Here is a 12,915-nt window from a genome sequence, read left to right on the forward strand (position 1 = left end):
AAAATCCGCGTTTCGGACAAGACGGAGTTTCTCGAGGACCTGAAACAGGTGTATACCGCTATCGATGGCGACGTCGCGAAAGCCGTGTTCGATGGCTTTAAGGACAAGTGGCGCAAACAGTACCCAAAGGAGGTGAAGTCCTGGGAAGAGCAGCTCCCAACGCTTCTGACCTTCTACAAATACCCCGAACTAACAAGGCGGGCCATCTACACAACAAATCCGATCGAGCGTATGAACAAAGAACTACGCAAACGATTAAAGCCGATGAATAGCCTTACTAATATTGAAGCGGCAGAAAAGATCATTTACCTGCAAGCACTAGATTACAACGAAAAATGGTGTGGCAGAGCCATTCGCGGCTTTGTCGATCCTGATACGAAGGTCGCGTTTGAGCAGATGTACAACGAGCGATATGCGAGAGGGGCAGACTAAGACCTTTAATCTCCCGCGCCTGCGCTTGAGCTACGCCCTCCAACCGAACAAGCATCATATTCTTTATCCAACGTTCCGATGGATAATCTTACTACACAAACTACTTGACGCTACCAAGACTAGCTACTTTAGCTCAGATTAACACTGTACTCTTGCGTTATCGTTTGCAATAAGAAGCAACTAGTAATATTCACAAAAAAACTCACAGTCGGAGACGATCCGATAGTGAGTTTTTTCATCTTAAACCTCTATGCGCAAAAATTCATTCGAGCCAGGCATAAACGGCAGCTTCGACGGCTGTCGAGTCGGCTTTCCGCCAGCTTCCTCAATCGCTGCTAGCAGCTGATCCATTTGTTCGAAATGATTCCATTTGAGCGTCAGCAGCGGATAAATTCGCACCTCTCCGCCAGGCTTGCATACTCGCATTAACTCAAGAACAGCTTGTTTATGAAATTCAAAGCCGAATTGCTCGGCATATAGGAATAGGAAATGACTGCAGGTAACGAGTGAAAAAGAATCGTCCTCGAATGGAAGTTCCGGCAATGCTCCCGCACAATAAGCGCGTTGCCCTTCCTCTGTCGCCAAATGCGAAGCAAATAATTGCAGTGACGCCTCTCTTCCGGCGCGGTGATTATCCAGACTGCCATAATAGCTCCAGTCGAAAAGCTCCTTCAGCTTATCGAGCTTCGCTGTTGATACGGCGATTTCTTCGGCAGCCTCTTTGATCCATTGCTCAACATCCTGCGCATATCTCGGATCGACAGCAAAAGCTTCAATTCCTCTGCGGCGCGCTTCGGCAGTAAAAGAAGATCCTCCGCCGGCTACGTCGAGCACTTTTTCATGAAACAATTCACTTTCTTGCAGGTCAAACATTTGGATATACTCGTCATATCCACGGCATGTCATAGCCACGCCAATCTGTTCATAATAAACCTTCATCTCAAAACACTCTCCTCATCTCATCTCGTCTCAGCTGGACATTCGCGGGACCCGCAGACTGCCTTTTCCTTCCTCTTGGAAAGAATATACTGATTCTACCATTACATATTATTGATTTCCACCTTTATTTTTGGCTATGATGAGAACAATCCGAAAAATTGCAATTCCAAGCATAAAGCTTGATTGGTCCGGATAGAAAGGTGGGCATACACATGTTCAAAAAACACGAAATTTACAAAACAGACAAATACAATATGTTGACTGTAGAGGTACAAGGCAAAACGCTTATCGTTCGCGAAATTTCCGATCAATGGGGCGAGGAGTGCCATACATTCGTCAGCCGTCCGGAAATGCTGCATTGGGCTGAAAACCGCTTCCGCCTGGAAAGCTACGCAGGCCGTGAAGCCGAGCGCGACGCGATTATTGCAGCCTTCAAAGAAGTGTAGAAGTAAAAGCGGAGCTTGCGAGCTTTTAGAAGGAAATATTTGCATTTATGGCGAACATATCAGAACTACGGTCCGCATACGACAATACAGGAGGTTAACTCGACGATGGATTTTACCGCAACGATTATTTTTGTGATCGCCTCTTTCGTATTGGGCGGTGTCGTCTTTATGAAGCGCGAATCAATCGCCCCTCCGTTCAGACGCAGCTTGGCGCTCATTTCGATCGTTTTTATCGCATTTTCGTTTTTTCTAGTCGTTTACAGTTTATTTACGATGGGAATGGAGTAAAAGCCAACCGCAGCAGCAACAATTTAGAGTAATCGAAGCGTTGCCGGACATACTAGGACAAACTGTGCCTAGAGGTGAATGCAACGATGATCATCAGATGGCTCTCCGTTCTGCTCGCGCTAAGCCTGGCGCCCGGTTCCGCCGCAGCCAATGCCGCACCGCCGAAAGCCCAAGCTGCGCCTATCAAGCCTGCTACTATATCCGATTCAAGGAGGAGTTCGATGAATCACGTACCGAAACGTTCTGAAACCGCGGCAGAGCACCGCTGGCAGCTTGAGGATCTGTTCCAGAATCAAGCCGCCTGGGATAAAGAGTATGCCGATGCGAAAAGCATGATGAAGAAAGTTGCCGCTTTCGAAGGCAAGCTTTCCGACGCGAGTCAATTGAAAGCTTGCTTCGAATTGGAGGATGAGCTTTCTTTAGCAGTGGAACGGCTTTATGTATATGCAAATATGAAGCACCACGAAGATACGGCGGAACCGGCTTACATGGCGCTGTCCGACAAGTCGAAAAAAATTAGCGTCGAAACCGGCGAAGCGCTGTCTTTCGTAACGCCTGAAGTGTTATCGCTGTCGGACGAAAAGCTTGAAGCTTTTATTAAAGATCCGAATCTAGCGAAATACCGCCACACGCTGGAAGAAATGCGCCGCCAGAAAGCGCATGTGCTTTCCAAAAACGAAGAAGCGCTCATGGCGCAGGTCGGCAACATCAGTTCGGCCCCTAGCAGCATTTTTAGCATTTTGAACAATGCAGACTTGAAGTTCCCGAAAGTGAAAAACGAAAACGGCGAAGAAGTCGAGTTGTCTCACGGCCGTTATATTCAGTTTCTGGAAAGCAAAAACCGCGAGGTGCGGAAAAACGCTTTTACAGCGATGTACGATACATACGGCAAGCTGAAAAATACGCTCGCTACGACGCTGAACGCCAATGTAACGAAAAATATTTTTTATGCCCGCGCCCGCAAATACCCTTCGGCATTGGAGATGTCGCTGTACGGCGACAATATTCCGCAATCGGTCTATACGAATCTGATCGACGCGATTCACAAATCGCTGCCGCTCATGCACCGTTATATGAATTTGCGCAAAAAGCTGCTTGGCGTTGATGAGCTTCATATGTACGACTTGTTCGCTCCTCTGGTTGACGAGTTCGATATGGACATCACCTACGAGCAGGCCAAAGCTACCGTGAAAGAAAGCTTGAAGCCGCTAGGCGAGGACTACCTTGCGGTCTTGCAGGACGGCTTCGACAACGGCTGGATCGACGTATACGAGAACGAAGGCAAACGCAGCGGCGCTTACAGCTGGGGAGCGTTCGGCACGCATCCTTACGTGTTGTTGAACCATAAAGACAACTTGAACAGCATGTTCACGCTGACGCATGAAATGGGCCACGCCCTGCACTCGTACTACTCCGACAACACACAGAATTATCGTGACGCGCAGTATACGATTTTCCTGGCGGAAGTCGCTTCTACGTTGAACGAGGCGCTGCTGATGGATTACTTGCTTGGCAAGTCGACCGATCCGAAGGAAAAAATGTACTTGCTCACGTATTACGCCGACCAGTTCCGCACAACGGTATTCCGCCAAACGATGTTTGCCGAATTCGAAAAAATCGTGCACGAGAGAACGGAGCAAGGCGAATCGCTTACGCCGCAAGAGCTGAGCAAAATTTACTACGACCTGAACGTGCTTTACTACGGCAAAGATATGGTCGTCGACAAGGATATCGAGATGGAGTGGGCGCGCATTCCGCATTTCTACACCAGCTTCTACGTGTACAAATATGCGACGGGCTTCTCTGCGGCAACCAGCTTCTCGAAGCAAATATTGGAAGAAGGCGCGCCGGCCGTCGACCGCTATCTCGGCTTCCTGAAAAGCGGCGGCAGCGATTTCTCGATCAACATTCTCAAAAAAGCCGGCGTCGATATGTCTACGCCTGAGCCAATCGAGCAAGCGATGAGCGTGTTCGAAAGCTTGATTGAGCAAATGGAGCAGCTGACGAAGTAAGATCAGCTTGCAGCTTGAGCCTGCGAGGGTCTTATCAGCCGAAGAAACTTGAGACCAAACCTGCTTACTCGAAAAATAAAAATAGGGGGACGTAATGCAGCAACTGCATTACGTCCCCCTATTTGCAGTTTCACGGGTCGGGACACGATTAAACAAAAGCCTATACGATTTTGCAATTAGGTATCTGACCATACGATTTCAGCGTATGTTGCGCTTAAGCGGAAGCCTGCAAAAGCGCAGTTATTTTCTTCTTCCTAACGCCAAACGAAGAGATTCCTGCAAAAGCGCATCTTTTCGCCGCTCGTTCCTGGCGTAGTATGCAAAAATCGCGATATTCCTGCACTTTCGCAGGTTTAACTGGCCTATACCCTTGTAACGACCGAGAAAACTGTACTTTTGCAGGTTTAACTTCATTACTGCTATCTCCTAGTCACATTTCCCTCAGAAAATAACAAAACACCTTCAACATTGTGCTCTACATCTACGATGTGAGATCAATTCATTGAAGGTGTTTGCATTTATAACAGCAGCGAGCCAAGCGCCCAGCCGAGCGCGCCGGCAAACAACGACGACAGCAGGTTGACCCTGTCGTTGTTCAGCCACGCGAAGCCGCGGATTCGCTCGGTCGCCGCGCCGCAATGCTCGCGGCGCTCCGTTTCGCTGCCGCATACCCGGCAGCGGAACATGGCCTGGCCGGTTGCGCCGAGCAGCGAGTCGGCGAAGCAGCCGGCCAGGCCGGCGGCAGCGGCGGCGGCAACTATCGCCGCCGCGCCGCCCAAGGCGCTCCCAGCAGCGGCATCCGCCTGCTGCTGGAGCGCCAGCAGCGCTGCCGCGACGCCGCCGATTGTGGCGGCGCCGGCCAGCGCTGCGGCGGAGCCGAGCGGCGTTACCGCGCCGCTCGTGCCCGCCTTCACGACCTTGCCGCTTAATAGCGAGCGCGGCGCGGACTTGCTTAGGGCGCCGATTTCCGTCGCCCACGTATCCGCATTAACGGCGGCCATCACGCCGATATAGGCGTAAAGCCAGCCCGCCGACGGCCAGATCGCGTCGGCGGCGCAAAGGAGCAAGCCAACGCCGCCGTTCGCCCATACTTGTCCGGCATCCCGCCGTCCGCTTTTTTCATAATTCACTTCCGCTTGCTCTTTTGCTTTGGACCGCCGCTTATACTTCGACCAGAAGGTCGAAGTCACAAAAAAAGCGATCAAGCATCCGAACCAGACCGGTTCGCCAAGCGTAACGAAGCCCGTACCCATCACGACGGCCGACAATGCCCCCGAGCCGGATAACGAGCGTGACCGATAGGCGGAAATCGAAATCATCCCGCCCCCGATCAATCCAATCAACGCCCTAAGCCACCATTCGTCAATCCAGCCAACCATCGTCCCCGCTCCTTCTTTAAAGCATAGCCGTTCATCGCACTGCCGCTGCAGCCGCGCTGCGCCAACGGTCCGGATAATTCGTGCAAATAATAATATCGGAATCGAGTGCCGTTATTTTGCGAATCGCTTTTTCCTCATTAACCGTCCAAGCCATAATCTGAACGCCGGCAGCATTCAGCCTGGAAACCCGTTCCTTATTGAGCTTCCGATAATCAATCGAAATAAAATCCGATCCCGTATCGGCCAGCTCTGCCGGCAGCGTATCCCGCCATTTGTCAACGATATAGCCGGTGCGAACCGATCCTCCAGACAAACGGCTCATGTTCTTCAACGCACCGGCATAAAACGATGTCACGACAACGCCGGTTTCCATTTCCCAGCGCCGAATTAATTGCAGCACTTGTTCCTCGATAAGCGGATACCGCACGCCGTCGGTTTTCAACTCCACGTTTAACAGGCATTTGCCTTTTGCTGCTTGAAAAACCGCTTCAAGCGTCGGAATGGGCTCGTTCCGGTATAAGGGAGAAAACCAGCTTCCCGCATCCAGCATCGCGAGCTCGGCAGCCGTCCAATCATTCACTTTGCCTTTGCCGTTCGTCGTTCGCCGCAGCTTGTAATCGTGAATAACGACAGGAACATAGTCCTTGGACAATTGAACATCAATCTCGATCCAATCGATATCCGGTTCCGAAAGCGCAAGGCCTATCGCAGCCATCGTATTTTCAGGAGCTCTGCTCGACCAGCCCCTATGCGCTGCGCACGGATTTCGCTTTGTCACTTCATCACCCTTTTCACTCCGATTCCAGCATGCCGTCCTCACGGAATTTTGCCGAGAACGAGATCGAGGTCAAACGCTCCAGCAGTGCTTTCGCTTTATCGCCTTCAAGCGGCTTCGGCTGCGCATTATCCGCATACATCGGGTGGAATTGCAGCTCGCAGTCGCCTTTCGCCGTGCAAACGGCGTCAAGTACTCCCGTTTCTCCTGATTTGCCCTTCGGAAAAACGCTAAAAATAAAGTTCCCTAAACTGTATGCAATCCATTTGCCTTTATACTTCTCAAACCCTTGCAGCACATGCGGATGGCCGCCAACGATCAGATCCGCTCCCGCATCGATATATTCCCGGGCGAAATCGCGCTGGTACTTCTCCGGCGTATCCGCCCGCTCAATTCCCCAGTGCACCATCACGACGACCAAGTCGGCTTGCTGCTTCGCTTTCTTAATTGCCGCAACAGCCCGCGTCGTATCGTAGGTTTCAGCTACGCCAGGCTTGTTTTTATCCGCTTTCCAAGACGTTTCCGGCACGACTCGGCTTAAGCCGACATAGGCGACTTTAATGCCGTTCGCCTCTTTAAAAAGCGGCGTAAATGCTTCCGTATCATCCTTTCCGGCGCCCATATGGCCAATGCCCGCCTCGTCAAGATGAGCCATTGTGTCAAACAGGCCGTCCACGCCCTGATCAAGCGTATGATTGTTCGCCAAGTTGACTACGTCAAAGCCCGCATCCCGCAAGTGAGGGAGCGCCTCCGGCGTTCCTTTGAATACAAATTGCTTGTCATCAGCCGGAACGCCTGCGTTTGTTACCGGGTACTCCAGATTTCCGGCCGTCAGGTCCGGTTCGCTCAAATAGAGCAGCGATTCCTTATACGGAAAATCAAAGCCGCTTCGCTTCATCAATTCGCCGACAGAATCCGCGAGCAAAATATCGCCGACAAAAGACAGCCTGATGGTGTCGCCTTTGCCGACTTCGGCTTGCGCGCCATCATCATTACCGGACTCTGCATTTCCTGCGGTTTCACCCGCATTGTCCAAACCGCCATCATTGCCTTCTGGCGCAGGCTCCTGCTCGTCTGCAGGCTGTTCGTCCGGTTTGGCATTGCCTGCTGCCGAATCGCTCGACGGCCCGTTATTTGTATCTGTATCATTTGACTGTTCTGATTTCTGTTCGCTGGCAATCGCACCGTTGGTTCCCGTATCCGCAACTGAATTGCTGTCGAACCGCAGCCATTCAGACAGCGGCTTATCCCCTTTCATGTAAATGACAGCTGCCAGTAAAATACATATAACGCCGGCCAAAATACTATTTATAATAACGAGTCTCTGAATCTTTCTCTTTCGTTTTCGTTTCTCCTGTTGATGACTTTCGGAACGTGAAACGTACATGGATCGGGCCCCTTTGCAAAGTAAGTCTTTTCCATTATAGCAATGTTCCTATTTCGCAGTCTATTGATTCATTACGCCTGCTGCACCGATTTCATAACGGCAATCGCGGCTTCTTTTCCTTGACGGATGCAATCCGGCAAGCCGACGCCGTGGAACGCCGCGCCGATCGCATATACGCCTGGCAGCTCCGCAGCCATCGTCTCGCGCAGCTTCTCTATATGGTCCAAATGTCCGACCGGGTATTGCGGCATCGAACGCGGCAGACGCGTAATTTCCGTAAAAATCGGCTCAGCCGTAATGCCCATCGAACGATGAATATCTTCCAGCACCGCTTGCTTCAGTTCCTCGTCGGGAAGCATGGCGGCTCCTTCGTCTCCGGCACGGCCAACATAACAGCGCAGCAGCACTTTGTCTCCAGGGCTCGTGTGCAGCCATTTCGTCGACGTCCATGTGCAAGCGGTAATGCGAAGCCCTTCCGAACGCGGCACGAGAAAGCCTGACCCGGCAAAATCAACGCCAAAGCCTTCCTTCTCAAACGCCATGACAACGTTGGCTACCGAAACATATTGAATATCCCGAAGCGTCGCGACGTCCATATGCGGCGCAAGCAGCTCCGCGGTATGATACGATTGCGACGTTACAATAACGGAATCGGCAGGCAGCCGCTCCCCATTCTCCAGCACGACGCTATAACGCGCCTGCTCCGCAGCGGCTTCCGTTTTCTCGATTGCGCTCACCTTTACGCCCAGCTTCCGCGATGCGCTGCCAAGCGCTTTGTCCAGCGCATCCACCAACGTCGACAGCCCGTTCTTGAAGCTAAGAAACATGCTGCCGTTCAGCTCTGCGGGAACGCCTTCCGGCAAAGATTGCTGAGCCGCTTTTCCTTTTTTCTGCTGTTCAATGGTGCCGCGAATAAGGCTGCCGTGCTCCCGCTCCGCCTCCGCAAATTGCGGAAACGTCGATTGAATGCTCAGCTTGCTCAAATCGCCCGCGTAAATGCCGGCAAGCAGCGGCTCCGTCACATGCTTAACGATTTCCGCACCGACTCTGCGCGACAAAAAGCCGCCAAGCGATTCATCGCCCTCAGGCGCATCGCCCGGCAATTCCAAATCAAGCAAAGCTCGCTGCTTGCCCTCCTCCGACACAAGGCCGCTTGCCAGAAATGCGTCGATATCGGTTGGAACGCCAAGCACCAGCCCTTTAGGCATCGGATGAAGCTTTCCGTCCTTCATAATAAATGCGGTTTTCCCGCTGCTGTTTTGCGCTGTCAATTCGCTCTCGATGCCAAGATCCAGCGCAAGCTCGATCGTCGGCAGCTTCCGCGACAGGAAAGAATCGGGACCGCGTTCGATAACGAATCCGTCCCGATGCAGCGTTTTAATTTTTCCGCCAAGGTCAGGCGCCCCATCGACAATTGTCAGGCTCGCCTTTTTCCCTTGCCGCTCCGCTTCCCGCTGCAAATAAAAAGCGGAGCTCAGTCCGCTGATGCCTCCGCCAATAATAACGATTTGCATGTAGTCAGCTTCTCCGGTTCTCCGCATGATGTACATCCCTTTCCACATTCTGTTTTATCTTCTATAAGAGTTGAACGAATGATTGTGCTTATTTCTGAGCTTCAATAACCGATTCCGCCAACGTCTCCATATATAGCGGATCGTGGTTTAGCATTGCGATTCGCTCCAGCGTTACGCCAATTTCGCGCGCAGCCGCTTTCGCTTCAATATCGAGATCGTACAGCACTTCAAGATGATCGGAGACGAAGCCGACAGGCGCAACAAGCACCGCTTTGATCTCTTCCTCTTGCACGATTCGCTCCAGCGTTTCCAGAATGTCCGGCCCGAGCCATGGCTCTCTCGTGCGTCCCGCGCTTTGCCACGTAAATTGCCAGTCGCTTTCAGCAATTCCGGCTCTAGTCGCAATCGCCGCCGACGTTTCAAGCAGCTGCGTCTCGTACGGGTCGCCGAGTTCGCGGATTTTTTCCGGCAAGCTGTGGGCGCTGAACAACACCTTAACTGGCTTTGCGCCGCCGGAGCTTGCATCAAGACGCTTCAACCCGTCTTCAACACGCTCTGTTAAGGCTTTCAGAAGCTTCGGATGCAAATGATATGCCTTGACGAAGCTCATTTCAATGCCGGATTCTTCCGCTTGCGCTTGCGCGCGTTTAATATAGGAACCGACGCTCATGACCGAATAGTGCGGCGCCAGCACGATGCCTACGGCATGCTTAATGCCGTCCTTCGCCATTTGCGCAACGCCGTCCTCGATATACGGGCTTGCGTGCTTCAACCCTTGATAGCAAACATATTGTCCGGGAGCCAGCTGCTCCAATTTGTCCTGAAGGCCGGCTACTTGCCTGTTCGTATTCTCCCGAAGCGGAAACACGCCCCCGACAATCGCTTCATAACGATCCTTAAGCTCCTTGAGCTGCTCCTCCGTCGGAGGATGGCCGCGGCGAATATGCGTGTAGTAGGCTTCGACGTCTTCCAGGCTTTGCGGCGTTCCATAAGACATGACGAGTACGCCGATTTTACCGTTGTTTAATTGTTCAGACATGGCTCGTTTCCTTTCCGTTCCGCGCGGCAAGCTTCCGCTCCGAATACGCATGAATGAATGCAGTCAATTCTGTCAGCTTCTCCAGGGAAGCTTCAGGGAAAAGTCCGTGACCGAGGTTGAAAATAAAGCCCGGCTGCTCTAATCCTTGATCGATAATGGCCGCCGCATGCTGCTCGATCACGCTCATCGGCGCTGTCAGCACGGTTGGATCGAGATTGCCCTGCACGGCGAACCCTCCGTTCAGACGTTTGCGTCCTTCCGGAATCGAGACGCGCCAGTCAAGACCGATGACATCGGCCTTCACATTGCCAAGCTCAGGCAGCAATTCGCCGGAGCTGACGCCAGGGAAGTAGATTTTCGGCTGCGGCAAATCCGCAAGCTCGGCGAAAATCCGTTCAATCGTCGGCAATACAAATTGGCGGAAATCTTCCGGCGTGAGTGCGCCTACCCAGCTGTCAAACAGCTGGAACGCTTTGCCGCCATTCGCCATATGGGCGCGCAAATAAGCGATAACCATATCGCCAAGCTTGTCCATCAATTGATGCCAAACCTTCGGTTCGCTGTACATAAGCGCTTTCGTGCGCAAGTAGTTTTTCGACGGTTTCCCTTCAATTAAATAGCTCGCGATCGTAAATGGCGCTCCGGCAAAAGTGATAAGGGGCACCTTTAACTCGCGGTCAAGAATGCGGATCGTCTCGAGCACATGGCCAAGATCGCCTTCAACGTCGATCGGCTTCAGCCGTTCGACATCCGCGGATGTTTGAATCGGGTTCGCGATAACCGGTCCAATATTCGCAACGATATCAAAATCGATGCCAATCGAGGCGACCGGATTCATAATATCCGAATATAAAATGGCTGCGTCAACGCCCAGCTTCCGAACGGGCATCATCGTCACTTCCGCCGCCAGCTCCGGTTGCTTGCATATTTCCAGCAGCGAATATTTTTCTTTAATTTTGCGGTACTCAGGATCGTAACGTCCTGCTTGACGCATGTACCAGACCGGTACGCGGTCCACAGTTTCCTTCCGGCATGCCCGAATGAAACGGTCGTTATAACTCATTGCCGTTCCTCATTTCTGTATTTATTCCATAATTCACATTATGCCCTTTTTCGATTGCCCTAACAACTGCAATCAGTTTGTTTCCTATGACAATAGTATGACAATCGGTATCTTTTAATCATGAAGAACGCATGAAAGATTCATCTCTGACAGACTGCCTCGCCACTGGCGAATCACGATGCCGAGATCGGGAAATTCATCGTTCGATTTTCATTGTGATATACTGAGGCTATGGAACAGTGGAAAAAAAATCTGATCGTCCTTTGGTTTGGACAATTTCTTGTTAATGCCGGAATGACGATGGTCATTCCTTTCTTGTCGCTCTATTTGCAATTCGATCTCGGACTTACCGATCCGAATGAGATCGCTTTATGGGCCGGGTTCATTTTTGCGGGCAATTTCATTACTTCCTTTCTATTCCAGCCGTTATGGGGCAAGCTATCCGATCGATACGGGCGCAAAATGATGCTGCTGCGCTCCGGCTTCGGCATGGCCGCCGTTATGACGCTAATGGGCTTCGCCGCTACGCCGCTTCATTTGTTGCTGCTGCGCATGCTGAACGGCACGATTTCAGGCTTTAATCCCGCTTCCGTTGCTTTGCTTTCAGCGACCGCCCCCAAGGAGCGAACCGGCTTTGCAATGGGAACACTGCAATCCGGAGGCATCGCCGGGACCATTATGGGACCGTTTATCGGCGGCCTATTGGCCGATGCGGTCGGCTTCCGGCCAATTTTCTACATTACTGGAGCGCTGCTGTTTCTCGCTTCCACCCTTTCGCTGATCGTCGTCAAAGAGCCTTTCGACAAAGCGAAGGCTGCCGCCAAACCGTCTATTTCCGTTACGGCAGGATTTCGCGAATTGCGGCGCATTCCCGAAATCCCTGCGCTCTATGCCGTTACGTTTCTGATTCAATTTGCGATGCTGAGCCCGATGACGATGATGCCGTTGTTCGTGCAGGAGCTTCACGGCACGACCGCCAACCTGGCATTTTGGGCCGGATTTGTCGGTTCCGTAACCGGCATGTCCAATATGATCGCCTCGCCGCTGCTCGGCAAAGCGAGCGACCGGCTCGGCGCCGAGCGCATTCTTGCGATATCGCTTGTCGGCGCTGCGCTTACGTTTATTCCGATGGCGCTTGCCGGCACCGTATGGCAGCTGCTGCTTGCCCGATTCGCGCTTGGCGTCTTCCTCGGCGGGTTAGCCCCGACTGTCAATGCGTTAATCCGCAAATTTACGCCGGACGGCATGGAATCGCGCGCATACAGCTTCAACAGCAGCATGCTGGGGCTTGGCAATATGGCCGGACCGATAGTCGGCGGCTCGCTGTCAGGCTCTATCGGTATTCAAGGTGTGTTTGTTTTGTCTGCCGCTTTCATGCTGCTTAACGCAATCTGGGTTCGGCAGTCGCTGCTCCGCAGAAAAGCAGCGGCTCGAAAACAAACGTAATTTTCGTTCTGTGTACGAGCAATAATAAGAGGCCATCCCATAAGTGGTTCGCTCGCTGAAAAAACGGCTCGCATCAGTAATTGAAGAAGCGGTATTCATGAAAATAGTGTTGCAGAGAGCTATCCCTGCAACACTATTTTTCGATTTTGATGCTTTGTGGCTTTCTTCAGCAAATGATGGGCAAGCGAAAGCCAC

The 12,915-nt window shown here is 52.0% G+C and carries 13 protein-coding genes; 5 read left to right on the top strand and 8 right to left on the bottom strand.

All coding sequences use genetic code 11. The features are described from left to right. On the top strand, positions 1-432 hold a 432-nt coding region (locus GOM71_RS23465), incomplete at its 5' end, for a transposase (RefSeq protein WP_173275996.1). Positions 433-672: 240 nt separating this feature from the next. On the opposite strand, the gene GOM71_RS23470 is transcribed toward GOM71_RS23465, so the two are convergent. Continuing rightward, positions 673-1,371: a methyltransferase domain-containing protein gene (locus GOM71_RS23470; protein WP_156285546.1), complete on the bottom strand. Its 699-nt coding sequence runs from the start codon at positions 1,369-1,371 to the stop codon at positions 673-675. Positions 1,372-1,583: 212 nt separating this feature from the next. Between GOM71_RS23470 and GOM71_RS23475 the strand changes: the two genes are divergently transcribed. The 3 genes from GOM71_RS23475 (at position 1,584) to pepF (ending at position 4,117) form a co-directional block, all read left to right on the top strand. Next, entirely contained in the window at positions 1,584-1,817 is a 234-nt protein-coding gene (locus GOM71_RS23475) for a hypothetical protein (RefSeq protein WP_156285547.1), read from the top strand. Positions 1,818-1,922: 105 nt separating this feature from the next. Continuing rightward, positions 1,923-2,105: a hypothetical protein gene (locus GOM71_RS23480; protein WP_156285548.1), complete on the top strand. Its 183-nt coding sequence runs from the start codon at positions 1,923-1,925 to the stop codon at positions 2,103-2,105. A gap of 221 nt (positions 2,106-2,326) precedes the next feature. After that, a complete protein-coding gene (pepF, locus tag GOM71_RS23485; RefSeq protein ID WP_173275999.1) occupies positions 2,327-4,117 on the top strand; it encodes an oligoendopeptidase F in 1,791 nt (596 codons plus the stop codon). Positions 4,118-4,357: 240 nt separating this feature from the next. Here pepF and GOM71_RS23490 read toward each other — a convergent pair whose 3' ends face one another. The 7 genes from GOM71_RS23490 to hemE all read right to left on the bottom strand — a co-directional run bounded on the left by GOM71_RS23490 (position 4,358) and on the right by hemE (position 11,274). Beyond that, entirely contained in the window at positions 4,358-4,531 is a 174-nt protein-coding gene (locus tag GOM71_RS23490) for a hypothetical protein (RefSeq protein WP_156285550.1), read from the bottom strand. A 104-nt stretch (positions 4,532-4,635) separates the two neighbouring features. Continuing rightward, complete coding sequence (locus tag GOM71_RS23495; RefSeq protein ID WP_156285551.1) at positions 4,636-5,496, bottom strand: DUF92 domain-containing protein; 861 nt, start codon at positions 5,494-5,496, stop codon at positions 4,636-4,638. 31 nt (positions 5,497-5,527) lie between these two features. Continuing rightward, positions 5,528-6,316, bottom strand: a complete 789-nt coding sequence (locus GOM71_RS23500) for a glycerophosphodiester phosphodiesterase (RefSeq protein ID WP_367649769.1) — start codon at positions 6,314-6,316, stop codon at positions 5,528-5,530. Then, entirely contained in the window at positions 6,288-7,571 is a 1,284-nt protein-coding gene (locus GOM71_RS23505; protein ID WP_253945011.1) for a CapA family protein, read from the bottom strand. Before GOM71_RS23505 ends, GOM71_RS23500 begins: the two co-directional genes overlap by 29 nt. A 158-nt stretch (positions 7,572-7,729) precedes the next feature. Further along, positions 7,730-9,199 (bottom strand): protoporphyrinogen oxidase, encoded by a 1,470-nt coding sequence (gene hemG / locus GOM71_RS23510; protein ID WP_253945012.1) that lies wholly within the window; start codon positions 9,197-9,199, stop codon positions 7,730-7,732. Between the two features lie 61 nt (positions 9,200-9,260). Further along, positions 9,261-10,211 carry a ferrochelatase gene (gene hemH, locus GOM71_RS23515; RefSeq protein ID WP_156285553.1) on the bottom strand — a complete coding sequence of 317 codons (951 nt, stop codon included), beginning with the start codon at positions 10,209-10,211 and terminating at the stop codon, positions 9,261-9,263. Then, the gene (hemE, locus tag GOM71_RS23520; RefSeq protein WP_156285554.1) at positions 10,204-11,274 is read right to left on the bottom strand and encodes a uroporphyrinogen decarboxylase; all 1,071 of its coding nucleotides are present in this window, start codon (positions 11,272-11,274) and stop codon (positions 10,204-10,206) included. The genes hemH and hemE overlap by 8 nt, the downstream gene beginning before the upstream one ends. A gap of 231 nt (positions 11,275-11,505) precedes the next feature. Here hemE and GOM71_RS23525 point away from each other — a divergent pair, with 231 nt between their 5' ends. After that, positions 11,506-12,720, top strand: a complete 1,215-nt coding sequence (locus GOM71_RS23525) for an MFS transporter (RefSeq protein WP_156285555.1) — start codon at positions 11,506-11,508, stop codon at positions 12,718-12,720. Positions 12,721-12,915 lie beyond the last annotated feature (195 nt).

The organism is Paenibacillus sp. NEAU-GSW1 (assembly GCF_009737085.1).
In the GTDB taxonomy this organism is placed as follows: Bacteria; Bacillota; Bacilli; order Paenibacillales; family Paenibacillaceae; genus Pristimantibacillus.